Genomic DNA, 26012 nt, shown 5'->3' on the forward strand with positions numbered 1-26012 from the left:
CATGATGAAAACGGGGCAGCGCTGGGCTGCCCCGTCCCTCACCACCGCTTGACTTTCAACACAGCTACTGAGGGGTTACTCACGTCTCAGCTCCGACCTCCGACCTCTGACTTCCGATCTGACCCGACCCCCCGGAACCTCCGCCCTTCCCCCGCATTCTACCCCCATGGCCCACCCGCCCTTGCTCACGGTGAGCGACCGCGGCCTCTACTGTGAGGCCGCGGATGTGTTTATCGATCCCTGGAAGCCGGTGCCGCGCGCCGTGGTCACGCATGCGCACGGGGACCATCTCACCTGGGGATGCGACGCCTATCTCGTCAGTGACGCCGGCGCTGGCGTGTCGCGCGAGCGGCTGGGCACGTGGGCGCGTGGGCTCGAGTCCATGCCGTACGGCGAGACCCGTACGATCAACGGCGTGCGTTTCTCGCTGCACCCGGCGGGCCACATCCTGGGCTCGGCGCAGGTGCGCGTGGAGTACGGCGGCGAGGTGTGGGTGGTGAGCGGCGACTACAAGACCGATCCCGATCCGACCTGTGCGCCGTGGGAGCCGGTGCGCTGCCACACCTTCATCACCGAAAGCACGTTCGGCCTGCCGATCTATCAGTGGGCCCCGCCGGCGCAGGTGGCCGCGGAGATCAATGCCTGGTGGGCCGGCAATGTGCGTGCGGGGCGCACGTCGGTGCTCTGCGGCTACGCGCTGGGCAAGGCGCAGCGACTGCTCGCCATGCTCGACCCGGCGATCGGCCCCATCCTCACGCATGGCGCGGTGGAGCGGATGACGACGCTGTACCGCGAGGCGGGCGTCACCTTGCCGCCAACGCGCTACGTGGGCGATCTCGCGAAGGGCGAACCGACCGCGGGCGCCATCGTCATCGCGCCACCGAGTGTGATCGGCACGAGCTGGATGCGCCGCTTCGGTGAGTCACGCACAGCCTTCGCCAGCGGCTGGATGCGCGTGCGCGGCGCGCGCCGCCGGCGGGGCGTCGATGCCGGCTTCACCTGCTCCGATCATGTCGACTGGCCGCAACTGCTCGGCGCCATCGAGGCGACCGGCGCCGAGCAGGTGTGGGTGACGCATGGGTTCACGAGCCAGGTGGTGCAGTGGCTCACCGAGCAGGGGCGCGACGCGCACGTGCTCGCGACGCGTTGGGAGGGCGACGCGGCGGCCGACAGCGGGCATGATGCGAGTGCGGAAGCTCCGGCAGACACAGCCGATGAGACGATGGCTTAATGCGCGCCTTCGCCGATCTCTACGACGCCATCGATGCCACAACGGCCACCAATGAAAAGGTGGCGGCACTGGTGGCGTTCTTTGGCACCGCGTCCAACGCCGACGCGGCGTGGGCGGCGGCGTTCCTGCTGGGGCGCCGCCCGAAGCGCCTGGTCAAGGCGCCCGATCTGCGCGCGTGGGCGGCCGAGGCGGCCAACGTGCCGATGTGGCTGTTCGAGGAGAGCTACGCGCAGGCGGGTGATCTGGCGGAGGCCATCACCCTGCTCGTCCCCGAGACCACCGGGGACGACGACGCGCCCTTTGCCTGGTGGGTGGAGGAGCGGCTGCTCCCCTTGGCGCGCATGGCGCCTGATGCGCAGCGGGCCGCGTTGCGTGAGGCATGGTCGCGACTCGGCGGCACCTCGCGCTTTGTCTTCAACAAGCTCATCACCGGCGCCTTTCGCGTGGGCGTCTCGGACGGCCTGGTCGTGCGCGCGCTCGCCCAGGTGAGCGGGGTGCCCGCCGATGCGCTGGCGCATCGCCTGATGGGGCAGTGGGAGCCAAGCGCCGAGTGGTATGCGCGGCTGCTGCAGGCGGAGAGCGACGAGAGCAACTGGAGCCGGCCGTATCCGTTCTACCTCGCGTACCCACTCGAGGCGGCGCCGGAATCGCTCGGCGACGTGCGCGACTGGCAGCTCGAATGGAAGTGGGACGGCATTCGCTGTCAGCTGGTGCGGCGTCGCGGTCAGACCCTGCTGTGGAGTCGCGGTGAGGAGCTGCTCAGCGGGCGTTTTCCCGAGGTGGAGGCGAGCGCGGCGTGGTTGCCCGACGGCACCGTGCTCGACGGTGAACTGCTCGCCTGGCGCGATGGGCAGCCGCTCCCGTTCACCGAGCTGCAGAAGCGCATCAACCGCAAGACGGTGGGGAAGAAGCTGCTCGCCGATGTGCCCTGTCATCTGCTGGTGTACGACTGCCTTGAGGACGGGGGCGCCGATGTGCGCGCCGAGTCGATGGCGGCACGCCGCGCGCGGGCCACGCGACTCGTCGCCGCGTTGCCGACCGGCGCGGCGATAGGGCTGTCACCGGTGGTTCCCGTCGACTCCTGGGGCGACGCCGCCGCCGCGCGGCAGCAGGCGCGCGCGCAGCAGAGCGAGGGGCTGATGCTCAAACGCCTCGCCGCGCCGTATGGCGTGGGGCGCAAGGTGGGCGACTGGTGGAAGTGGAAGGTGAACCCGCTCACGGTGGATGCGGTGTTGGTGTACGCGCAGGCCGGGCACGGGCGGCGCGCAGGGCTCTACACCGACTACACCTTTGCCATCTGGGATGGCGACACCCTCGTGCCGTTCGCGAAGGCGTACAGCGGCCTCACCGACGCGGAGATTCGCGAGGTGGATCGCTTCGTGAAGGCCAACACGCTCGAGAAGTTCGGCCCGGTGCGCACCGTCAAGGCCGAGCTCGTGTTCGAACTCGCCTTTGAAGGCATTCAGCGCAGCACGCGCCACAAGAGCGGATTGGCCGTGCGCTTTCCGCGCATCGCGCGGTGGCGACAGGACAAGCCGGCGCGCGAGGCGGATACCCTCGAGACCGTGCGCGCCCTGCTCGATGCCGGAGCCTCCGCGTGAGCGACGTGACGGCGGCGGCACGACTCGAGCACTGGTTCGGCACGCGCGGCTGGGAACCCTTCGCCTTTCAGCGGGAGGTGTGGGACGCCTATGCGCGCGGCGAGTCGGGGCTGATTCACGCCGCCACCGGCACGGGCAAGACGTACGCCGCCTGGATGGGGCCGGTGCTCGAAGCGATGGCCGAGCAGGCGGCGCCGAGGAAGGCGCGTCGACGCGCCGATGCGGAGGCGTTGCGCGTGTTGTGGATTACGCCGTTGCGGGCGCTGGCCGCCGACACGGAGCAGGCGCTCAAACTCCCGGTCGAAGAGCTGGGGCTGCCGTGGACCGTGGAGTCGCGCACCGGTGACACCTCCCAGGCGCGTCGCGCGCGGCAACGCGAGCGCCTGCCAACGGCGTTGGTCACGACGCCCGAATCGCTGTCGCTGTTGCTCTGTCGACAGGATCACGCTGCGCTCTTTACCAATCTGCGCGCCGTGATCGTAGACGAGTGGCACGAGCTGCTCTCCACCAAGCGTGGCGCGCAGGTGGAGCTCTGTCTGGCCCGGTTGCGTGCACTCTGCCCGGCGCTGCGCACCTGGGGCGTATCGGCGACCCTGGGCAATCTGGATGTCGCCGCCGAGACACTCCTGGGCTACCAGGCTGACGGCACACCGCAACCCGCGCGCCTCGTGCGTGGGGTGGTGCCCAAGACGGTGGAGATCGAAGCGCTGGTCCCGGAGACGATGGACCGGTTTCCATGGGCGGGGCACCTCAACACCAAGCTGCTCCCCGAGGTGATGCGCCGCCTCGAGCAGGCGCAGAGTGCGATTGTGTTCACCAACACGCGCTCGCAGTGCGAGATCTGGTTTCAGAGCATCATCGCGGCCAATCCGTCGTGGTTCGAGTTCACGGCCATTCATCACGGCTCCCTGTCTCGGACGCAGCGCGAGGATGTGGAGGACGGTCTCAAGACCGGGCGCTATCGCATCGTGGTGGCCACCAGCTCACTTGACCTGGGCGTGGACTTCACGCCGGTGGATGTCGTGATGCAGGTAGGGAGCCCCAAGGGCGTCGCGCGACTGCTGCAGCGTGCCGGCCGCTCGGGGCACAACCCCGGGCGCACGTCGCGCATTGTGTGCGTGCCCACGCATGCCTTCGAGCTCATTGAGGTCTCGGCGGCGCGCGATGCGATTGCCGCCAATCGCATTGAGAGTCGCGACCCGCTCGATCGCCCGCTCGACTTGCTCGCGCAGCATCTCGTCACGCTCGCGCTGGGTGGTGGGTTCACGCGCGAGGCGGTGCTGGCGGAACTGCGCACCACGAGGGCGTATCGCCTGCTGACCGAGGCCGAGCTCGACTGGGTCATCGCCTTCATCTCCCATGGGGGGCAGGCGCTTCGCGCCTACCCCGAGTACGCGAAGGTGGCGGAGGAGCGCGGAGTCTATACCGTCACGGATCGGCGGGTGGCGCTGCGGCATGTGCTGAACATCGGCACGATCGTGAGCGATGCGGCGATTGCGGTGAAGTACCTGTCCGGGCGGCGCCTTGGGACGGTGGAGGAATCGTTTGTCTCGCGCCTGACGGCGGGCGACAAGTTCACCTTTGCCGGCCAACCGTTGGAGTTCGTGCGGCTGCGCGACCTGGTGGCGTGGGTGCGGAAGGCCAAGGGGATGAGTGGGGCCATTCCGCGGTGGCAAGGGGCACGCATGCCGCTCTCCACCGAGCTCGCGGCGGCGGTGCGCGATACGCTCGAAGCCGCGCGGCAGGGGCACTACGCCACGCCGGAGCTGCAGGCGGTGAAGCCGGTACTGCAGACGCAAGCCGAGCGGAGTGTGATTCCGCGGCCGGACGAGCTGCTCATTGAGCGGACCGAGACGCGCGACGGACATCATCTCTTCGTGTACCCGTTCGAGGGGCGGCTGGTGCACGAAGGGCTGGCCGCGTTGTGCGCCTACCGCATTGCGCAGCTCGTGCCGATCAGCTTTTCATTCGCGGCGAACGACTACGGTTTCGAGTTGCTGAGCCCCGAGTCCGCACCGCTGGAAGAGGCGCTCGAGGCGGGGCTCCTGGCCACCACGCACCTGCTCCACGACATCACGCAGAGCCTCAACGCGGCCGAGCTCGCGCGACGCCAGTTCCGCGAGATCGCGCGCGTCGCGGGGCTCATCTTTCAAGGCTATCCCGGACAGAACAAAAGCATGAAGCAGGTGCAGGCCTCGAGCAGTTTGCTCTACGATGTGTTCGCGAAGTACGACGAAGGGAACCTGCTGGTGCAGCAGGCGCAGCGCGAAGTCCTCGAGCGGCAACTCGAAGCCAGTCGCCTCGGGCGCGTGCTGGCCCGTCTCTCCACGAGTACCGTGCGGTTGGTAGACGTGGAGCGCCCCACGCCGCTCGCCTTCCCGCTCATGGTCGACATCACCCGCGCCAAGCTGAGTACCGAGAAGCTGGCTGATCGGGTGCGCAAGATGACCGTTGCCGCCGAGAAGCCCACGCGGAGCGGCTCGGCGAGTGTTTTCAAGATTGGTCAGACGGTGGAGCGCCTCATGGGCGCCACCGGGACACGGACATGACGCGCGCCATCGCGGGCGCCCTCGAGCGCACGGTGGCCGGCGAGCGCCTCGTGCTGCTCCCCGAACGCGCGCTGTGGATGCCGTCGCTCGACACCCTGGTGGTGGCCGATGTGCACTGGGGCAAGGCCGCTGCCTTTCGTGCCGCGCATGTGCCGGTCCCGATGGGCACCACGTCGAGTGATCTCGCCCGCCTGTCGAGCGCGCTGAGCGCGACGCAGGCGTCGCATCTGGTCGTGCTCGGCGACCTCTTGCACGCGCGCAGTGGGCGCCACGAGGAGACGTTCCGCACCATCGCCACCTGGCGCGAGCAGCATGCCAATGTCTCGATGACGCTGGTGCGCGGGAATCACGACGCACACGCGGGGGATCCCCCGAGCGCGCTTCGCATTGCGTGCGTGGATGCGCCGTATCGTTTGGGGCCGTTCATCGGCGTACACGAACCCGAACCCTGGCCCGACGGCTATGTGCTGAGCGGCCACCTGCACCCGTGCGTGACGGTACGCGGGCGCGGCAAGCAGAGTGCGCGGCTGCCGGCGTTTGTCTTCGGCGCCTCGGTTGGTGTGCTCCCGGCGTTCTCCAGCTTTACGGGGGGCGGGATGTATGAGCGGGATGCGGGGGATGCGGTCTATGTGGTGGCGGGGGATGAGGTACTCCTGATCTGACATCTGACATCGGTCCCGAGGTCCGACGTGAGTAACCCCCGAGAGCTCAGGCGGAAGAATGTCAGGGGGGAGAGCTCAGGACTGCGGCCGCTGTCCTGAGCTCTCCCCCCTGACGTTCTACGCCCTGAACTCTCAGGGGTTACTCACCTCTCATGTCTGACATCTGACCTCCGAAACGCGCACGCCCAACGTCGCTAGAACGTCAGCGTCACCCCCGACGAGAAAAACGTATCCGTCGTCCGCAGCTGAATGCTGTTCCGAATCGGCGGATCGGAGTTGTAGCGGATCACGTAACCGATCTTGAGCCCCACATTCTTGGAGATCGGGGCGATGACGGCGCTTTCGGTGTTCACGAAATACGACGTGGCCGTATCACCCACCGCCGGGAGGTACTCGGCGGTCTGCTGGACATACGCCGCATCCGTGAACTTGTGGCGGTAGTCGAACGCCGCCCGCGCCGCCGGGAAGGCCCGCGAGACCTTGGCGGTGGAGCCCGGCGTCAGCTGCTGGGAGAAGAACGAACCACCGAGCGAGACGTTCAGCTTGTTGCGCTTCTCATCAACCGCCGCGACGTTGAGCCCGAAGCCCTGCTGAAAGCGGTTCTGCACGCCCTGCAGCAGATTGCGATCGTAGCGCGACGCGACGAACGCGCCCATGCGCTTCACGATCGCGCGCTCGGCGCGCAAGCCACCGTTCCAGAAATTCGTGTTGACCTTGTCGTTCGCTTCGCCGTAGTAGAAGGCGAGGTCCTGCTGGACCTGCCACCCCGCCATCGAGTACTTGAGCTTGTTCGTGATGTTGGTGGTGAGCGCATTGGCGTTCCCACTCGCCTGCGAAAAGCCGAGTGATCCGCTGAAGTCGAACGGCTTCTTCTTTGGCGTCGCCGGCGTGGCCTTGGGGGCCGACGGGCTCGCCGCACTCGTGGCGGATGCCGGCGCTGACGCGGGCTGCGCCACCAACCGGGTCGGCGACAGTCCCGCGACACACCACAGGGAAAGCAGCAGCACACGCGACGTCATCGGGCCAGCCCTACCTCGGAGTCCACTCCTGCGGGGTCAGTGCTTGATGAACGTCCCCTCGCGCAGGTCGCGCATGGCCTGATTGATCTCGGCCTGGGTGTTCATCACGATCGGTCCATACCATGCCACGGGTTCCTTGATCGGCGCGCCGCTCACCAGCAGGAAGCGAATGCCTTCCTCACCGGCGCGCACGACAACTTCGTCCCCGCTGTCGAAGAGCACGAGCGAGCGATTGCCCGTGCGATCGCGCACGAGATCATCGTCGTTCCCGGCCGTTCGCTCGGTCAGGACCCCCATCGGGTCCGACGCGTGCCGGAACGAGCCGCTGCCCTGAAAAATGTAGGCGAAGGTACTGCGGTATGCGTCCACCGGCAGCGCCTTTTTGACGCCCGCCGGGACGAAGACATCGAGGTAACAGGGATCGGCCGCGATGCCGTCCACCGGCCCGCGCTTGCCCCAGAACTCGCCGCAGATCACGCGCACCGTCGTGCCGTCGTCATCGATGATCTCGGCGACGTCCTTCGACCGGACATCCTGATAGCGCGGAGCCGTCATCTTGAGCGAGCTCGGCAGATTCGCCCACAGCTGGAAACCGTGCATTTGCCCCATGTGGTCGCCGTGCGGCATCTCGTGGTGCACGATGCCGCTCCCCGCAGTCATCCACTGCACATCCCCGGCGCCCAGCAGGCCGCGATTACCCAGCGAGTCGGCGTGTTCGACGTTGCCCGCCAGCACGTAGGTGATCGTTTCGATCCCCCGATGCGGATGCCAGGGGAAGCCCGCCTTGTAGTGCGCCGGAATGTCATTCCGGAAATCGTCGAACAGCAGAAACGGGTCGGTCTCGCTGGTATTGCCGAAGCCGAAGGCCCGGTGCAGATGCACGCCGGCGCCTTCCATGGTCGGCTGGGCTGAGACGATACGCTTGACGGGGCGAATGGACATCCGGGGCTCCGAAATTGAGATGACCGATAATCTATCTCAGTGCTGAGCAAATGCAAGGGCGTGGGACAGAGGGTGCCGGCCCTCTCGGTTGTTATCACGGCATGACCTCCCTGCGCCCTCGCTTCGCTCCCATGGCTGACTCCTCGACCGGTGAGATCACGCGGCAACGGTTGTTGCACGCGGCCTTCGATGTCTTTGCGGCCCGTGGGTTCGAGGCAGGGACGGTTCGCGAAATCACCGATCGCGCCGGCGCCAACCTCGCCGCCGTCAGCTACCACTTTCGCGGCAAGGAAGAGCTCTACGTGGCGGTGATCGCGCAGGCGGTGCTGCGTGTGCTCGCGCCGCTCGAGCGCGATGTGGCCCGCGCGCGCACCGCCGAGCAGCGGCAGGAGGCCGGCGCCACGTTGTTGCGCGATCTGCTGTTCGATGACCACGGTGCGTCGGCGGCCATGCAACTGGTGGCGCGTGAGCTGGCCGGCGGCAGCCGCGCGCTGCGGCACGTGCTGCGGCTCGCCATGACCGATGACGGCGTGCTCGGGCGCGCCATCAACCCGTGGCGTCGCGCCGACGATACGGCCACGCTGGGTGAACTCGCGAGCCTGTTGGGTGCCATGACCGCCGTGGCTTGTCTCGCCCCACCGATTCGCGAACCGATGCGCGAAGAGATGGTGGCCGCCGTACAGCGCGATCGGCTCGCGCTCGCGACGCGGTTGGCGAGTCAGCTCGTGCCGACGATGGTGTTCAGCTAATACGGCTCAGCTGACGCCGCTCAGCTGATGCCGCTCAGCTGATAATGGTCAGCTGATGATGATCGGCAACACGCCGTCATCGCGGGAACGCGCGGGCGGTGGGAGTGGTGGCGGCGCTTCACCAAAGATGTCGAGCGCGCGCATGCCGACATCGATCGCGGAGAGCGCCGCGCGCAGTTCGTCCTCCGCCTTGCGGATTTCCCAGCGATAGAGCGGACCGACGCACAGGGTGACTGCCGCCCCCGCCAGAATGCCCGCGGCCGCCGCGGGCCCCAACAGCGCGGCGCCGGCCATCAGCAACGCCTTCTTGGCAATCGCCAGCCCAATGATGCCGCCGACGCCGAAGCCGCCACCGGCGACCGCGCTGTACCCGTACAGATTCACGTTGAGCCCGTCGCGCAGATCGATCGTGATCGTCACCTCGCACGAGCGAGAATCGCCCGGGACCGGCGCAATCGAGGCCCGCAGTTGCGGCACGTACACGCCGTAACGCGTCCACGACCACTTGTAGTCGCTCATGCCGGTCATGTTCGGCAGGTCGAACAGCAGGACGCCGCCATCCAAGGGGTGCCCACCCAGCGTGTCGCGCAGCGTGAGCGACCACGGGTGTGACTGCCAGGTGCGTCCCAGGGCCTGCAGGACGGTGCGCGGCGGCGACCGGAAGGTGCGCGTCACGGCGAGCGTGCGCTGCGAGGTGCCGAGGAGGCGCGTGGCCAAGCGGTCGCGGAAGGGCGACACCGCGGGCGCGAGCGCCTGACCGGCGGGCTTCGCGCGCAACTCATCGAGCGCGAGGGCGACGTAGCGCTGCGAGATCCCCGCCTCAACCGCCGCGGCTTCGACATCGCGCAGTCGATACGCATCGGTCGGCGCGACCGTCGCGTCGGCCTGCGTGGCGCCGGCCGGAACCAGCGCGCGCGTCTCGTTGCCGGTGCGCATGCGCAGCTCGAGCCGCGCGGCCGCCTCGGCCTGCAACTCGGCCGCGCGTCGCCACACGGCGGCCGCATCGTCGCTCGAGAGCACCGCCGCGCCTTGCACGTCGCGCTGTTCGCTCTCCATGGCCTGTAGCGCCTTCCCCAGCGCTTCGGCCAACGCTTCGCCGTTCGCGTAGCGATCATCGGCGCGCTTGCGCAGGCAGCGATCGATCACCGCCGCGAGCGCCGGCGACACCCCGGGCGCCACACTGCGCAGCGTGGGCGGTTCCTTGGTCGCATGGGCGACCAGAATGGCCTGCGGGCTCGTGCCTTCGAAGGGCAGACGCCCGCTCAGGGCGAGGAAGCCGATGCAGCCCAGGGCGTAGAGATCGCTCCGGCCATCGAGCGGTTCGCCACTCGACTGCTCGGGGCTCATGTAGTTCACGGTGCCGAGCACGAGCCCGTCCTGCGTGAGCGACGGATTGAAGTCGGCGCGCGCGATCCCGAAGTCGGTGACGATGGCGCGCCCGCTGCTGCGCTCGAGCAGAATATTCTCGGGCTTGATGTCGCGGTGCACGATGCCGCGCGCGTGTGCGTAGGCGAGCGCCCACGCGACTTCGCGCAGCACCCGCACCACTTCGGCGGCGGCGAGAGTGCCGCGGTCCCGGATGCGGTCGGCGAGCGTTTCGCCATCCACGTAGCCCATCGCGAAGAACGCGAAGCCGCCGATATCGTCGGCGCGATAGACGGGCACGATGTTCGGATGCGACAGCTGCGCGGCCATGCGGGCTTCGCGCAGAAAGCGTTCGCGCGTGTCCGCGACCTCGGCGAGCTGCGGCGGCAGGACCTTGAGGGCGACGGCGCGATCGAGGCGCTCATCGCGGGCCAGGAGCACAATGCCCATCCCGCCGCGACCCAGCTCGCGTTGGATGTCGTACTGGCCCGACAGGGCGGCGCGGAAGGCGGCCAGCTCGGCGGCGCTGGAGGGAGCGTATTGGGTCATGCGTCAGGTAAACTACGGGTCATGTCGCCCCGGGTTGCAGGGGTGCGGGGGACTTTCCCATGCCTGGAGACGTGATGCACCACTGGAAGACGGGGGCGCTGCTCAGAAGCCTGATGGTGCTCGTCATGGTCAGTGGCCGCGCGGCCGGTCAGTCGGCGCCGGCGGTCCCGAACGTGGCGGGCGTCTGGCGCGGCACGCTGGTGAATCTGCCGTTGCGACCGAATGCGCCCACGGTGGCCGTCACCATGGAGCTTGGTGCCTTCCCCAGCGCCGACGCGACCTGCGTCCCATGGAAGACGACCTACACCGAACGCGACACCGTGCGCGGCGTGAAGGACTACCGCCTCTGTCGCGGCACGGGGCCGGCGGATCTCTACGTCGATGAGGGGGGCGGCGTGCGGCTGGCAGCCCAGCTGCTGGGCGACGTCCTCGTCTCGGCGTTCAAGATGGGCTCGTTGCTGCTGACCAGTCAGTTGCGCGTCCGCGGCGATACGCTCGAGGAGGAGATCTTCACCGTGGCCGACCGCCCGGCGTCCGAGGGGCTGGTCACGTTGACGGCTCGCGGGATCCAGCGACTGACGCTGACGCGGGTGCGGTAGCGGACTTTCCAGTCGCCGCGATTGCGCCGCCGATCGTTGTTGATATTTTCTTCGCAATATCAACAACCTCGAGGGCGTCGTGTCGTCTCCGTGCTTACTCGCGAACATTCGCGCTTCTGTCGTTATAGCGGTTGCATGCTGTTCTATTGCTGCGCCTTCTGGTGCCCAGCAAATCGATTCGGTCTACGGTGTCGTGCGTGATGCGAACGGTCCCCTCGCGGCCGCGCAGCTCTCCGCCACCGATCCCAGTGGCCGTCTGGTCACCGGGCAGAGCTCGGCGACCGGTCGGTTTGTGCTCCGCGTGGCGGGCGGCGGCCAGTACACGGTCGTGGCGCGTACGCTCGGCTATCTCCCCGCTGTGCGCACCGTGCGAGTGCCACAGGGCGAGGCCGCGCTCGAGATTCGCCTCGAACGGGCCCGCCAGCTCCAGGCGGTGCAGGTGGTCGGCGCGAGCACGGTCGGGACGCCGCTCCACCCCGGCGCCGATGCGCTCGCCGGCTCGGTGTCGGTGCTCTCGGGCGAGCAGCTCGCCCGCGAAAACGTCGCCGTCAGTCAGGAGCTGCTGCGCAAAATGCCGGGCGTGTATCGCGCCGAGTTCAACCAGGGCGTGATATCGGGCGATATCGGCATCCGCGGCTTCAACACCGAAAGCGAGATCGGCAGCACGAAGCTGCTCATCGACGGCATCCCGTCGAACCTCAACAGCGGTGTGACCGAGATGAATGCGCTCTTCCCGCTAGAAATCGGCCGGATGGAAGTGGTGCGCGGGACGCACGATCCGCGCTTCGGTCTCTTCAACCTGGCCGGCAACGTGTCGGTGGAGACGCAGCGCGCGAGCACGAACTTCCTTACCTCGCGCCTGCAGACGGGGAGCTTCGGCACGACCGAGGCACAGGTGCTGACCGGCGCCGTGCGCGGCGGATTCAGCCAGACGGTCTTCGCGGGCGTGCGCCGCTCCAACGGCTACCGCGACAACGCGGGGCACGATCGCTGGTCGGCGTCGGGCAAGTGGTTCTACACCTCCGATAGTGCGCGCCTTCGCGTGGGCGTGATCGCCCGCGCCCATCGCCTCGACACCGATGCGCCTGGATATCTGACGCTGGCGCAGTCGCGTACGGCGCCGACGTTCTCGCCCACCTTCTCGGCGACCGACGGCGGCACGATCGATACCGATCATGGCAGCGTGCATCTGGAGGCGCGCCCTACGAGCACGATCAGCTGGTCCCTGCGTGGGTACACCCAGCGTTTCGATCGGGTGCGCTACGTCCGCTTCACGGCCGCCGGCGCGCAGCAGGAGCGTATCGAAGACGAGCGACAGACCGGGGCGATCTCAGCGCTGACCTGGTCGCCGGCGCGCTGGACGGCCCAGGCCGTGCGCTTCACTGTGGGGGCCGATGTCCAGCAGCAGACCAACGAGCAGTTCCGCTTCCGTACGGTTGAACGCGCGCGGCAGGCCACGCTGCGCAATCATGATTTCACGCTCGACAATGCCGGCGGCTACGTCCAGCTGCAGGGTGCCCCCGTCTCCTGGCTGTCGTTCTCGACGGGACTGCGGCTCGATCGCTTCAGCGGGGCGTTCGTCAACAACGGTACGACGCCCACGGCGATCCCGGTGGAAACGCCGCTCATTGCCTACGGCTGGATTCCGCAGCCCAAGGCGAATGTCACCGCGCGTCTGAGCGATGAGGTGAGCGCCTACGCGAACTACGGACGCGGCTTCCAGATCGGTGCCGGACTGGCAGGGTACAGCCGCGCCCCGCTCAATCCGTCACGCAACGATGGCGGCGAAGTGGGCGTCGTGCTGACGCCGAGCGCCGGCACCAGCATTCGCGCTGGCTACTGGCAGCAGCACGCGAGCGACGAAGTGCGCCTCAAGTTCGACAATTCCGGCGACTCGGAGAATATCGGCCGGACGAAGCGGGCGGGGCTCGATGTCGAGGGCACGTGGCGCCTGCCACACGCGGTGCAGCTCTGGGCCGCGGGTACCACGCAGCGCGCGGTGCTTGTGGAGCCGGGCCGCGCGCAGGCCGCGCTGGCGGGCAACCTGTTGAACCATGTGCCGGCGTGGACCACGAAGTATGGCGCCGAGTGGTCGCCGCGCGTTGGCGCCACCCTCGCCGCGTGGGCGTATGCGCAGGGGCGCTACCACCTCACGCCGGCCAATGATCGGCGGGAGTGGGGCGCGCAGCACACGGTCAACGTCGATGCCTCGTGGCGCTGGAAGGCCGCGGCGCTGGGCGTGGGCGTGACGAACCTCTTCAACCGCTACGTCGAGTATGTGTGGTGGGACGGCGCCCAGACGCTGCACTCGCCTGCCGCGCGTCGGGCGCTGTTCCTGACGCTGACGTTGGATCGCTGAGGCATGACCGCTGCCACGACCCCGGTGCCGACCACGGCATCGGGGTCCGCGCGCTTGTCAGCGATTGATGCGCTGCGCGGCCTCGTCATTGTGCTCATGGTCATCGATCATGCGCGCGAGTACAGCGTGTCCCCGGTGCGCATCAGCGACCCCATGGATCTCGCGGTCACGCCACCGCTGCTGTTCTGGATGCGATGGGTGACGCACTTCTGTGCGCCCGTCTTCACGGTGCTCGCTGGCGTGTCGGCCGGACTGCAGGCCGTCGATAGGCACGATCGGGCGCCCTGGTCGTGGCATCACATCACCCGCGGGCTCGTGCTGGTTCTCCTCGAGGTGACGGTCATTCACCTGGCGTGGACGTTCTCGGTCGTGTGGCCGATGCACTACCTGCAGGTGATCTGGGGCATCGGGGTCAGTCTCATCGTGTTGGGGCTGCTCCAGCGCGTCCCGGTGCGCGCGCGCGCGCTGCTCGGTCTGCTGCTGGTGGCGGGGCACAACACGCTGGATGGCTGGCATCCCACCGCGCCGCCGGTGCTGCACTGGATCTGGGCTGTGCTGCACGATCGCCAGGTGCTGACGCTCTGGGGTGACTGGACCGTGCGGACGTCGTATCCGGTGCTCCCAATGATCGGTCTGGTGCTCGTGGGCGATGCCGCCGGGCGCTGGTATCGCATCGCGACCCCCGACGCACGCGTGCGCGCGCTGTGGCGTGCTGGGCTCCTCGCCATCGCGTGCTTCGTGCTGCTGCGCGCCGCCAACGTGTACGGCGACCTGCATGCCGCGACGTATGGTGATGGGTGGCTCGGCAACGCGCAGGCGGCGCTCAATACCACCAAGTATCCGATGTCGCTGGCGTTCGTGCTGATGACGCTCGGACCGGCGATGCTGCTGCTCGCCCGATGGGAGCGGGCGCGCCCCCGTTGGACGGCGCCGCTCGTCGAGCTGGGGCGGGTGCCGATGTTCCTCTACATCACGCACCTGTATCTGCTGCACGCCGGTGCCCTCCTGTGGGCGCTGCTGCGCGGCGTGTCCTGGAGCGCCCTCGATTTCCGGGCCACGATCACCGGGCTCCCCGTCGGTTTCGGATTTGCCCCGTGGGTCGCCCTGCCGGTGACCGCCGCCACGCTCCTGCTGCTCTATCCGGCGGCCCGCGGCTACGCGCGCCTGCGCGCGAGCAAGCGGTATTGGATCACCCGGTACCTCTGACGCACCGCGCGTATCCGCGGTCTCCTCAGGGTCGGACGTTCACCAGCCGCCCGATGAGGCGCGCCAGCTGCTCCACATCACCCAGATCGAGCACTTCGGCCGGAGTGTGACTGTAGCGACCGGGCCAGCTCAGGCCGGTGTTCGGCGCGCCGAAGAAGGTAAAGGTGGTGCCGTCGGTGCCGCCCTGCGTGAGCCCGGTCTGCAGTGGAATGGCGGCGGCCTGCGCGGCGGCCGTCACCTGCGCGCGGATCCGGCGCGGTGAGAGGCTCCCGTTCTCGATGGCACGCAGCACCGGGCCGGCCCCCAGGCGCACGAACGCAAAGTGCGGGCTTTCGAGCGGCGACTCGCTGCTCACGAACGTGTCGATGCTGTAGATGTGCTGCACCGACGCGCCGACGCGGTTCGCGACGGCCTGCGCGCCCACCAGGCCGCCCTCTTCCTGCGTGCTCCACACGAACAGCACGTGATGGTCAAGCGCCTTCGGATCGAGGGCGCGTACGGCGGTGAGCAGCGCCGTGCTGCCGGCGCGATCGTCCATGCTGCGGCCGGTGAAACGCGCGCCGGCGAGCCGCACGCTCGTCTTGGGCATCGTCACGCCCGCCCCCACGCGCACGCCGCGCGCGACCAGTGCCGCCGAGTCGAGCCCGAACCAGGCACTCATCGTTCGCGCGTTCTTGACGCGCGCGCTGTCGCGCGGCACGAAGATGCCCGTGAGCGTATCGGGCACCCCGTTGGCCGGCCGCGGCAGATGCAGGATGGCCGGCTGCCCTTCCCACGCACTGTTCACGGCGCCACCGCGCGCGCGAAGCGTGACCGTGCCGTCGCGCCCGATCGCGCTCACGTCATAGCTCACTTCATCCATGTGGGCCATGAACACGACCGTATCCCGTTCCGGCCCCACGCTCACGATCAGGTTGCCGGCGTCATCGACGGTGCTGGCCGCCTTGGCCCACGCGGGCAGTTGCGCCGCGATCGCTTCGCGCACGCGCCACTCCATGCCGGGGACCCCCGGCAGATCCGCCAGCGCCTGCAGCGTGCGCTGCACGGCGGCATGGGCATCGTTGGGGCGCGTACCGGCCGTGCGCGTGCGCGAGGGGACCACGATCCACGATTCGCTTCCGGCGGCGCGCACGCCGGCGGCCTCGGCGACCCGCGCGAGGAGCCAGTCGGCTTCGGTGAGCGCGATGCTCTCGACCAGCGAGCCGGCGGCGCGCACGGCGGGCGCCAGCACGTGTAGGGAATCCAGGTGGCCCGCGCGGAACAGCGCGGCGTTCACACCACCCAGCACGCCGGCGGGGCTCGTGGCCTGCGCCCAGCGATCCACACGCGCCCCGCGGCTGCTCGTCACCACGGTGACCATCGCGCCGGCGGCGCCGGGCTCCCGCGCGAGCACGCGACCCAGCCCGGGCCATCCCAGCACGCCCTGCGTGCTGACCACGAAGAGCGTGGTGCCCGTCTCGGGCGTGCCCCGCGCCGCCGCCACGACCGCCGCGCAGCCGGCACGACCACTGGCATTGGCGCCGGCCACATGTCCCGCGTACGGCCATGCAGGGAGGCGACGCTGTACCGGATCCAGCAGACGGACGCCGAGCGCCGCCACCTCGCCGGCGTTGCGCGCGCCCACATCGACCCAGAGCTCATCGGCGGTGGTGACCAGCGAATCGCGGCGATGCTGCTGGGCAAAGTGGCCATTGGCGATGGCCGATACCGCCGGCACGACGCCGGTGGCGGTGAGAATCTCGAGCTGCTGCCCCTCGTGCGCCTGATCCCAGAGCGCGTGTGCGGCGTTGCCCACGCGATGGAGGCGCAGCAGCCCTTCACTCGTGATCTGTGTGACCGCAAAGCCCGGCTTGTCGATCGCGCACGCCACCACGCGCGCGATCGCGCCCGTGCCCTTGCGCATGAGCACATTGCCCCAGGCGTCGGTGGTCACGCGCCCGCCGGTGGCGGTGGTGAGCGGCCCCACGAGCGCCGGCGTGAATCGCGGCTCCTCACCCGTGGGCGCGTCGATGCCGATCCACGCGGCGAGCGCGGCCTCCTGCGGGGCGCGCTGCGCCGCAAGCGGACGCGGGCGCCAGACGGGCGCCGAAAAGACGATCGTGGCGGCGACGAGCAGCGCGCGCGCCGGGGATGGACGGAACAAGCGAAGGCGGGTCATGCGGCAATGCTACCGCGCCCGCCTTCACTTTGCACGTACACGCCTCGTACACGCCTCGTACACGCCTCGTACGCGCCGTGCCGACGCACCGCGGATCAGCGTCCGCTGTGCAGGGCGGTGGGGGCACTCCCCGTGGTGGTCGTGCCGTCATCGGTCGCCACCACATCCACGGTATAGGTCACGCTCAGGCTGCCGTCGGCGGTCGCAAACTGCAGCGCGCGCACGCCCGCCATGCTGGCGGGAACGAACGTCTCCTGGACGACACCGTTGGCGTCGGTGGTGAGCGTGCGGTCGACCAGCGCATCACCATCCATCGCCGTGGGTTCCGAGACGACGATCGTCGCGCCGGCGATGGCGTTGCCGTAGGCATCCTGCAGCGACACCGCCGGGAAGGTGAAGGACTGCCCCACACTGACCGAATCCACGGCCGGCGAGAGCGCCACCAGTTTGGCCGGGGCGCCCGGCAGTTCGGTGAGATAGATGGTCACCGGTGACACCGCACCAGTGGTCGCGACGACCGCGCCGCTCCCGGCCTGCGTGCCCGTCGTGAGCACGACACGGGCGATGCCGTTCGCGTCGGTGGTACTGGTCGGTGCACTCAGCGTCGCATCCGTTCCCGACGCCTGCCACGTCACCACTGCGCCACTGAGCGGCGAGCCGCTGCTCGACGCGACGAACACCGACAGCGTATCGGCCACATGCCCCACCTGCAGATGGGCGTCGGTGCCGGAGACGGCGACAATGGTGGACGCCGTGGCGGCGGGCTCGGTCGTCGCCGTGTCGTTCTTGGAGCAGGCCGCCAACGCCCCCATGGTCATGGTGGCAACCGTGACAACGCGCAGGGAATGAGACATGATCGGAATCCTCGGAGCGACAGGTCTATACCAACAAGGCATGCAGGTGCGGGAGTGCTGGCGCGTCGTCGCCAACCCCACGATGCCGTGACGCACATGGGGGCAAACGACGGCGCCGCGCACCCGTTAACGGGCGCGCGGCGCATTTCGGCATCGTTAGCACGTCCTTATCGGGACGGGCCAACCGCTCCGACTATCCCGGCTTCTTGCCGCGGGCGACGGCCTTCACGGCCATCCCGCTGGTCAGGTTCTCGGCCGGGTTCACCACGACCGCGTCGCCCGCCTCGAGCCCCTTCAGCACTTCGAGCGTCGTGCCGAAGTCGCGCCCCAGGGTGATCTTGGTGAGCTGCACGGTATCGTGCACCACGCGCGCGACCTGCGGACCGTCGCCGCGCACGATGAGCGCGATCGCCGGAATGCGCAGCGAGTTCGACTTGCCCGGAAAGCGCAGCTTCACGGCGCTGAACATCCCGGGGAGAATGCGCCGCTGCGGATTGGGGATGTGAATCTCCGTCAGCAACGAGCGCGTGGTCACATCGAGCGCGCCGGCGGTGCGCACGACCGTGCCCAGGAACGCGCTGTCGCCCAGCTCGCGAATCCCCACGGCGGTCTTGAGCCCGACCGTCACCCGCGTCGCCGAACTCTGGGGCACCTGCACCATCACCCGAATCGTGTCCGTCTGCACCACGGTGAGCAGCGGCCGCGCGGTGGCAGTGGTCCCCGCGGTGACCAGCGAACCGAGATCGACGGCGCGTGCCGACACGATGCCGGTGAACGGCGCGGTCACCGTGCCAAAGCGCAGCACCTCGCGCAGATTGGCCACGTTCGCGCGCGCGGCCCGCGCCGAGGCCTCGCTCACATTCGCGGCGGCCTGCCGCTCTTCGAGTTCCTGGGGCGTGACCACGCCCTTCTCGGCGAGCTGCTTCCAGCGCGCGAGCGTGGTGCGGGCCAGTGCCGCACTCGCTTCCGCCTGTTCGAGCACCGCCGCGGCCTGTTGCGCCTGCTCGCGGACCTCCGGCATGTCGAGCGTCAGCAAGGTGTCGCCCTTGCGAACGACCGAGCCGATATCGACGCGCAGCGACTTCACGAAGCCGTTGGTGCGCGCCCAGATGTTCGTTTCGTGCAATCCCTGCACCGAGCCGGGCAAGTCCACGCCCAGCGAGCCGGTATCGGTGTGGACCGCTTCGGTAAAGACGGTGGGGGTGGCGGTGGCGAGTGCCCGTTCGTCGTTGCGCGCCTTCGAGCGCGCGAGGCGCGGCATCGTTCCGGCGGCGAGCATCGCCAGAAATGCGCACACGAGGACGATGGGCAGGACGCGTCCGCTCCGGCGGCGTGTCAGATCATGAGGCAACATCACGAGGCCATCTCCAGCGCGGGCACCATCGCAGGACGGGAAACTGTACGCGACACGCGCAACCGCGCGTACACGAGCGGGAGCACGGTGAGCGTGGCAAAGGTGGCAAAGGTGAGCCCGCCGATGACGGCGCGCCCGAGCGGGGCATTCTGTTCGCCCCCTTCGCCCAGACCGAGTGCCATGGGAATCATACCGACGATCATCGCGAGCGCCGTCATGATGACCGGCCGCAGGCGCGTGGCTGCCGCTTCCAGGGCGGCATCCAGACTGGAGAGCCCGAGCTCCATCTGCTCATTGGCGAACGCCACGACCAGAATGCCGTTGGCGGTGGCGACGCCCATGGCCATGATGGCCCCCATGAACGCCGGCACGCTGATCGAGTTGCCGCAGGCGAACAGCGCCCAGAGCACGCCGGCGAGCGCCACCGGCAGCGCAACGCTGATGATGAGCGGGTCGATCCAGCTCTGGAAGTTGATCACCATGATCAGGTACACGAGCACGATCGCGAACGCGAGCCCCGAGGCCAGTCCGGTGTAGGACGTCCGCATGCTGGCCACCTGTCCGCGCATCACGAGCGTCGTGCCCTTGGGGAGCGTGGGCTGCAGCGAATCGATCACCTGATCCACTTCGGCGGCCACCGCACCGAGATCCCGATCCTGCACATTGGCGTAGACATCGAAGACGGGGGCCACGTCGTAGTGGCTCACGACCGCCATCGCCGAGCCGTGCTTGATGGTCGAGAGATTCGAGAACAGTTGCGGCGTCGTGCCGTTGGTCGGCATCACCGGCGTGCGCCCCAGGTCCTCGAGCGACGCCATGCGATACTGCGGGGTCATCACCGAGACATTGTACTGCACGCCGTTCTGCGGGCTGAGCCAGACGTTCGGCTGCGCCTGTCCGCTCGAGGCGAGGGACACGAGCAGGTCGTTGGCGACATCGCGCTGTGTCATCTGCACGGCGGCCGCGCGCACGCGGTCGACCGTGATGTCGAGCTGCGGCCCTTCGAGACGCTGCTGCAGGTACACATCCACCGCACCGGGGATCTGCTGCAGGCGCCTCTCGAGCACCCGCGCCACCTTCACGTTGTCGAGCTTGCTCGTGCCCACCACCTGCACGTTGACCGGGGCGGGCAGGCCGGCGTTGAGAATCTGGCCCACGATATCAGCGCTCTGAAAGAACGCCAGCACGTCGGGATACCGCTGGCGCAGCATGCGCCGGATGCTCCGCACATACTCGGCGGTCTCCACCGTGCGCTCGGGGGCCAGGGCAATGAGCAGGTCGGCGTCGGTGACGCCGATGGTGGGATTGTCGCTGTACGCGAGGTTGGTGGAGTTGTTGGTGTTGAGGCCGATGTTGTCGATGATCGATACCAGCTCGCCGGGCTTGATGGTGGCCCGGATGGCCTCTTCGATCTCGCTGACGATTCGGGCCGTTTCCTCCACGCGCGTGCCGACCGGTGCGCGCAGGTGGAGGCGGATCTGGCCGGCATCGACGGGCGGGAAGAAGTCGCGCCCGAGGAAGGGCACCAGGGCACCGGCCGACGCGAGGACCAGCAGCGCCGGCAGGATGATGCGCAGCGGCCGCTCGAGGAGCCCGGCGAGCGCCAGACGATAGCGGACGCGGGCGCGCTCGAAGAACGCCTCGAAGTTGTGGTGCAGCTGGGCGAACGGCCCCGGGCGGTGCGGCAGGCCAGCGCGCTTGACCTCGATGGCCCGCTCGCGCTGCATGGCGTACTTCACCAGGGTGGGCACGAGCGTGCGCGAGATGACGTACGACGCCATCATCGCAAACACGACGGCCATGGCCAGCGGCTTGAAGAGCGACCCCGCCGCGCCCTGCAGGAAGAAGATCGGGACGAAGACGATGCAGATCGCCAGCGTGGAGACGAGCGTGGGCACGGCGATCTGTCCGGCGCCCTGCATGATGGCCGTCTCGATGTCCGGCTCGTACTCCTGCACGCGATGGATGTTCTCGATACCGACGGTCGCGTCGTCCACGAGCACACCCACGGCGAGCGCCAGCCCACCCAGCGTCATCACGTTGAGCGTCTGTCCGAGCACGGCCAGCGCCGTGACCGAGCAGAGGATGGAGAGCGGAATGGAGAGCGCCACGATGAGCGTCGAACGCCAGCTCCCCAGAAAGAGCAGGATCATCATCGCGGTGAGGCAGGCGGCGATGAGCGCTTCGACCACCACCCCCTCGAGCGCGGCCTTCACGAAGAGGCTCTGGTCGGCCAGCAGATCCACCTTGAGCGCGCTGGGCAGCGTGGCGAGGATCCCCGGCAGCGCCTCGCGGACGCGGTTCACCACATCGATCGTGCTGGCACCGCCGCTCTTGAGCACCGTGACGAGGGCCCCGCGCACGCCATCCCGGTGGACGATGTTGCTCTGTACCGAGTAGCCGTCGCGTACCTGCGCCACATCGCGAATGCGGATGAGCGCGCCGTTGACGTTCTTGATCGGCAGGTCGTTCAGCGCCTCGACCGCCTCGGTGCTGCCGTTGAGGCGAACGGTGTATTCGCGCTCGCCGATCTTGGCGGTGCCGCTGGGGAGCACCAGGTTCTGGGCCGTGATCGCGTCGCTGACATCGGTGGGGGAGAGCCCGTAGGCCAGCAGCTGGTCGGGGTCGAGGTCCACATTGATGAGACGCGACCGGCCACCGTACGGGCTGGGCACCGACGCGCCGCGCACCGTGGCCAGCTTGGTGCGGATGCCGTTCGTGCCCAGGTCGGCGAGCTGCTGTTCCGACAGCGAGTCGCCACCCAGCGCGAGCTGGAGGACGGGGACGTTGGCAGCGTTATAGCGCACAATGAAGGGCGCATTGGCACCGGGCGGCATGATGCGCAGGATGGACTGCGCCACCGCGGCGAGCTGCGCCACGGCCGACTCGATGCGTGCCCCGGGCTGGAAGAAGACCTTGATGACCACCACGCCGGCCAGCGAATTCGACTCGATATGCTCGACGTCGTTGACGGTGGTCGTGATCGCGCGCTCATAGGGCGTCGCGAAGCGCCGCTCCATCTCCTCGGGGGGCAGCCCCGAGTAATTCCAGATCACCGACACCACCGGGATATCGAGCTCCGGCAGGATGTCGGTGGGCATCCGCAGAGCGGACAGCACGCCGATGATGACGACCAGCAGGGCCCCTACGATGAACGTGTAGGGGCGCCGCAAGGCCAATTGCACGATCCACATGGGCGCTTCGCACGGGTGACGCCGACCTGCGGGCGACACCGTTCGCCCGAGCCATTCCTCTTCGCATACTACGGCCGGCGTGCCCGTTCCGCTCGGCGTACCGGAGGGGATGAAATCTCCCTTAAGATGCGGGCTCGGCCATTATCGCTGCCGGGGCGCCTGACGAGACTATACCAGTGCCACGGACGCTGGTTGGCGCAGGCGCTGACCGCCCACGGCCCCGGTCCCGATTCTGGTTCCCTTTCGATGCGTTCCCGCCCTCTGCTGCTTCTGCTTGGCGCGCTCCTCGCCGCGCCGTCACTCCCTGCGCAACCCTGGACCACCCGCCATCAGGACGCCCTCTGGGTCGGCGCCTTTGTGGATCAGCCCCTCACGAAGCGCGCGGCCTTCTGGTTCGATGGCTCCTGGCGCCGTATGGACCTCGGGGACAAGCCGCAGCAGCTCCTGCTGCGCCCTGGCCTTCAGTGGACGCTCACCCCGGGGGTCCGGGTGGCCGCAGGCGCGGCGTACATCGCCACGGCGCCCTACGGCAGCCTGCCGGCCGCCAACCCGAGCCGCGAAACCCGGCTGTGGCAGCAGCTCCTGCTCACCCACAAGGCCGGGCGGGTCGCGGTGACCCAGCGCTACCGGCTGGAGCAGCGGTGGATTCACCCGCTGGTGCCCTCCACCGACGTGGATGACGAAGACGGGGTGCTCGTCCGCGGGCGGGCGGCCTACCAGAATCGCCTGCGGTACATGGGGCGCGGGCAGATCGACCTGCCGGGGGTGCGCCTCGCGACCCGGCCGGTCTTCGCCTATGCCTGGGATGAGCTGCTGATGCCGCTGGGCGGCCCCAATCAGACGTTCACGATTGGCCAGAACCGCGCCTCGGTGGGCGTCGGGCTGCCGGTGTCGGCCACGATGCGTGCCGAAGTCGGGTATATGAATCTCTACAATGCGTTCGCGGCGCGGCGCGCCAACGAGATCAATCACACTCTGTGGGTGTCGTGGCATTACACGGGGAAGGCGCGCCGCTAGCGCACGGTTCGGCGGCGGTTTGGCCATCGCGGTACCTGCCATGCGGAGGGGCGGCGGTGCGGAGCCTCGGAGAGGGACCTCTCTCTCCATGGCTTCGTACCGCCGCCCCTTTTTGCCGTGGCGCGTGACCGTTACTTGGTCACATCCAGCATCGCCTTGATCTGATCGCGCGCATCCTGGAGATGGACGCGCGTGGCGCGGTCGCTCGCCTTGCCGACGGCCGCCGCGAGGTCGCGATCGAGCTGCCGCATCTCGTCCTTCAGCAGGCCGCGGAAGTCGCGCGGCTGGGCGACCGAGAGCCCGAACAGCGCCGCCAGCTGCGCATCCTGCGCGTTCGGCGCGGCCGGCTTGATCTTGGTCGCGATGTTCTCGAGATACGCGTTCTGCAGACGGCGACGATACGCGTTGATCGGCGCGCCGCTGCCGAGTTCACTCCAGAGACCACGGCGGAGGTCCGTGAGCATCTCGCCCGCGGTGTACGCCTCACCCGGCTTGCTGGTGGCTTCCAGCTCCACCATGCGCTGCAGGCGGCCGTTGTTCAGCACGCTGTTGAGCACACGCCCCTGCGCGCCGGCAATGCGCGCGATGTTGCCGTCCGACTCGAGCTTGCGCAGCGTCGGCAGGTCGATGAGGTACGTGGGCGTGGCGAAGACCTGATCGTTCAGGAACTTCATCGCCGCCTGCTGACGCTTCCTGGACACCGGCGTCCACACCGCGCCGCTCTGGCTCGCGTACTTCTCCTGCCGGTTCTCACCGCCCAGGATCTTCACGACGTGGTTGGCTTCCGTCGTCCACTGGTTGATGACGCCGTTGTACGTGTCGCGCAGCAGTTCGTAGTCGGCCGTCTTGTCCACCGTGGCGGCCGCTTCCACGAGCTTCATGATGCGCGCGAGGTTCTTGAAGCCCAGCGTCGTGGCGCCCACCGCGTCGGCGTCGCCCACGCTTTCCGTCTGCTCGCCCGGATCGGCCTGACCGGCACTCGCGTCATCCGACCAGCGGTACCACGGAATGGTGTCCTGCATGCGCGCCCAGCTGTCGAGCTGCTTGCGCTCATCTTCCGGGCGCTTGGCGCCGGGGATGACCGAGTAGCCCCACATCGTGGCGAACTTGTCGTACGGGCCAACCTTCGGCACCAGCGTTTCGATCGGCAGCTTGTCTTCGGGCTGCGCGACGTAGTTGAAGCGCGCGTAGTCCATGATGGAGGGCGAGTGCCCCATCTTGGTCACCCAGCTCGCGCTCCGGATGGAGTCGAGCGGGTACATCGAGCTGCCCTTGAAGTTGTGCCGGAAGCCGAGCGTGTGGCCGACTTCGTGGGCCACGACGAATTCGATCAGGCGCCCCATCAGCTCGTCGGGGAACGGGAACTTCTGCGCGCGCGCGTCGAGATGACCAACCTGCGAGAAGTACCAGTCACGCTGCAGATCGAGGATGTTGTGGTACATCTGCACGTCGGCGTCGAGAATTTCGCCGGTGCGCGGATCCACAAGGCTCGGGCCCTGGGCGTTGGCAACCGGGCTCGGGAGCCAGCGCACCATCGTCACGCTCGCGTCTTCGCCCGAGAAGTCGGGGTCATTCGCCGGCGCATCGGCAGCCACGATGCCCTTGGAGAAGCCGGCGGCTTCAAAGGCGGGCTGCCACTCCTCGATGGCCTTGCGGATCCACGGCTTGAGCCACTGCGGCGTCGCCGGATCCACATAGTACGTGATGGGCTTCTTGGGCACGCAGAGGTTGCCGACCTTCTGATCGCTGCACTCGAGGCGCCAGCGCTTGATGTAGTCGGTTTCGACCACGCGCTGTTCCTTCGAGCCGTAGTCGCTCTTGGGCGTGACGAAGTAGCCCACGCGACGATCGAAGAAGCGCGGCATCATCGGATCATCGGGCAGGCGCACGATCGAGTACGTGAACGCCTCGGTCACGGCACTCTGCGGGCCACCACCCAGGATGAGCCCCGGGATCGCCGGCCCGCCGCCCGCCACCGGCGTGTACGTCTGCACCGCCGTGACGTTCACGTTGCGCGAGAAGGCGCTGAACTTGTCCACGAAGGAGCGCGACGCGTCGACCGTGGCGCGGCGACCGCGCGCGGTGAACTCCTGCACGCCGCCGGTGAACATGCGCGTCACCTCAATGACCGCCGCGCTGTCCTTGCCGTACGCTTCCACGTTGAACGACGCGAGAATCGGCGAAAGGCCGATCAGCGCCATGGCGGCACGCGACTGCTGCGTCGTGTCACTCGCGATGTTCACGTACGAGATGTCGCGGAGCAGGATGCGATTCTCGCGACGCTCCCACCGCACCGTCTTCTCGGGGCCGTAGGTGCTGCCATTGATCGGCGCGTTGGTGCCGGCGAGGACCTGCGTGATGAGGAAGTCCTTGCCCAGCTGCGTGCCCGGGATCTCGAAGTAGAGCCGCGAGCCCACGAGGTGCACATCGAACACGCCCTTCTTGCTCTTCGCGCGCGGCGTGACGACCTGCGCGTACGGGCGCGGGTTCGGCTCGCCGGCCGCGCCGCCGATGCCGGGAAGGTTGAGCCCCGCCAGCGGATTCGCCGGCGGCTGTCCGTTGCCCGGGGCGCCGGGCGCGCCAGGCGTGGGCGCGCCGGGGACG

The 26012-nt window shown here is 68.5% G+C and carries 17 protein-coding genes; 9 read left to right on the forward strand and 8 right to left on the reverse strand.

Annotated elements, in window-relative coordinates:
- Positions 1-166 precede the first annotated feature (166 nt).
- From K2R93_19765 to pdeM, 4 genes are read left to right on the forward strand one after another with little or no spacing between them, the layout of a single operon-like run.
- On the forward strand, positions 167-1231 hold the full coding sequence (locus K2R93_19765; GenBank protein MBY0492088.1) for a ligase-associated DNA damage response exonuclease: 1065 nt from the start codon (positions 167-169) through the stop codon (positions 1229-1231).
- Entirely contained in the window at positions 1231-2832 is a 1602-nt protein-coding gene (locus K2R93_19770) for an ATP-dependent DNA ligase (protein MBY0492089.1), read from the forward strand. Before K2R93_19765 ends, K2R93_19770 begins: the two co-directional genes overlap by 1 nt.
- Positions 2829-5381, forward strand: coding sequence for a ligase-associated DNA damage response DEXH box helicase (locus K2R93_19775; protein MBY0492090.1), 2553 nt, complete (start codon positions 2829-2831; stop codon positions 5379-5381). The genes K2R93_19770 and K2R93_19775 overlap by 4 nt, the downstream gene beginning before the upstream one ends.
- Complete coding sequence (pdeM, locus tag K2R93_19780) at positions 5378-6043, forward strand: ligase-associated DNA damage response endonuclease PdeM (protein MBY0492091.1); 666 nt, start codon at positions 5378-5380, stop codon at positions 6041-6043. The genes K2R93_19775 and pdeM overlap by 4 nt, the downstream gene beginning before the upstream one ends.
- A gap of 194 nt (positions 6044-6237) precedes the next feature.
- Here the strand turns inward: pdeM and K2R93_19785 are convergent, their stop codons facing one another.
- Together K2R93_19785 and K2R93_19790 are read right to left on the reverse strand one after the other, a co-directional pair.
- Complete coding sequence (locus K2R93_19785; GenBank protein ID MBY0492092.1) at positions 6238-7062, reverse strand: DUF481 domain-containing protein; 825 nt, start codon at positions 7060-7062, stop codon at positions 6238-6240.
- Positions 7063-7098: 36 nt separating this feature from the next.
- A complete protein-coding gene (locus K2R93_19790) occupies positions 7099-8004 on the reverse strand; it encodes a pirin family protein (protein MBY0492093.1) in 906 nt (301 codons plus the stop codon).
- A 131-nt stretch (positions 8005-8135) separates the two neighbouring features.
- Here K2R93_19790 and K2R93_19795 point away from each other — a divergent pair, with 131 nt between their 5' ends.
- Positions 8136-8753, forward strand: a complete 618-nt coding sequence (locus tag K2R93_19795; protein ID MBY0492094.1) for a TetR family transcriptional regulator — start codon at positions 8136-8138, stop codon at positions 8751-8753.
- A gap of 48 nt (positions 8754-8801) precedes the next feature.
- Here K2R93_19795 and K2R93_19800 read toward each other — a convergent pair whose 3' ends face one another.
- Positions 8802-10667 (reverse strand): serine/threonine protein kinase, encoded by a 1866-nt coding sequence (locus K2R93_19800; protein MBY0492095.1) that lies wholly within the window; start codon positions 10665-10667, stop codon positions 8802-8804.
- Positions 10668-10741: 74 nt separating this feature from the next.
- Here K2R93_19800 and K2R93_19805 point away from each other — a divergent pair, with 74 nt between their 5' ends.
- The 3 genes from K2R93_19805 to K2R93_19815 all read left to right on the forward strand — a co-directional run bounded on the left by K2R93_19805 (position 10742) and on the right by K2R93_19815 (position 14831).
- Positions 10742-11266, forward strand: a complete 525-nt coding sequence (locus K2R93_19805) for a hypothetical protein (GenBank protein ID MBY0492096.1) — start codon at positions 10742-10744, stop codon at positions 11264-11266.
- A 193-nt stretch (positions 11267-11459) separates the two neighbouring features.
- Complete coding sequence (locus K2R93_19810; GenBank protein MBY0492097.1) at positions 11460-13625, forward strand: TonB-dependent receptor; 2166 nt, start codon at positions 11460-11462, stop codon at positions 13623-13625.
- Positions 13626-13628: 3 nt separating this feature from the next.
- Positions 13629-14831: a heparan-alpha-glucosaminide N-acetyltransferase domain-containing protein gene (locus K2R93_19815; GenBank protein MBY0492098.1), complete on the forward strand. Its 1203-nt coding sequence runs from the start codon at positions 13629-13631 to the stop codon at positions 14829-14831.
- Between the two features lie 25 nt (positions 14832-14856).
- On the opposite strand, the gene K2R93_19820 is transcribed toward K2R93_19815, so the two are convergent.
- From K2R93_19820 to K2R93_19835, 4 genes are all read right to left on the reverse strand, one after another.
- The gene (locus K2R93_19820; GenBank protein MBY0492099.1) at positions 14857-16989 is read right to left on the reverse strand and encodes a M20/M25/M40 family metallo-hydrolase; all 2133 of its coding nucleotides are present in this window, start codon (positions 16987-16989) and stop codon (positions 14857-14859) included.
- Positions 16990-17084: 95 nt separating this feature from the next.
- Positions 17085-17843 (reverse strand): Ig-like domain-containing protein, encoded by a 759-nt coding sequence (locus tag K2R93_19825; GenBank protein MBY0492100.1) that lies wholly within the window; start codon positions 17841-17843, stop codon positions 17085-17087.
- 193 nt (positions 17844-18036) lie between these two features.
- Entirely contained in the window at positions 18037-19200 is a 1164-nt protein-coding gene (locus K2R93_19830; GenBank protein ID MBY0492101.1) for an efflux RND transporter periplasmic adaptor subunit, read from the reverse strand.
- Positions 19197-22391, reverse strand: coding sequence for an efflux RND transporter permease subunit (locus K2R93_19835; protein MBY0492102.1), 3195 nt, complete (start codon positions 22389-22391; stop codon positions 19197-19199). Before K2R93_19835 ends, K2R93_19830 begins: the two co-directional genes overlap by 4 nt.
- Before the next feature lie 246 nt (positions 22392-22637).
- Here K2R93_19835 and K2R93_19840 point away from each other — a divergent pair, with 246 nt between their 5' ends.
- Positions 22638-23408 (forward strand): DUF2490 domain-containing protein, encoded by a 771-nt coding sequence (locus tag K2R93_19840; GenBank protein MBY0492103.1) that lies wholly within the window; start codon positions 22638-22640, stop codon positions 23406-23408.
- A gap of 131 nt (positions 23409-23539) precedes the next feature.
- Here the strand turns inward: K2R93_19840 and K2R93_19845 are convergent.
- On the reverse strand, positions 23540-26012 hold a 2473-nt coding region (locus K2R93_19845), incomplete at its 5' end, for a zinc-dependent metalloprotease (GenBank protein ID MBY0492104.1).

It is taken from the genome of Gemmatimonadaceae bacterium (assembly GCA_019752115.1).
In the GTDB taxonomy this organism is placed as follows: domain Bacteria; phylum Gemmatimonadota; class Gemmatimonadetes; order Gemmatimonadales; family Gemmatimonadaceae; genus Gemmatimonas.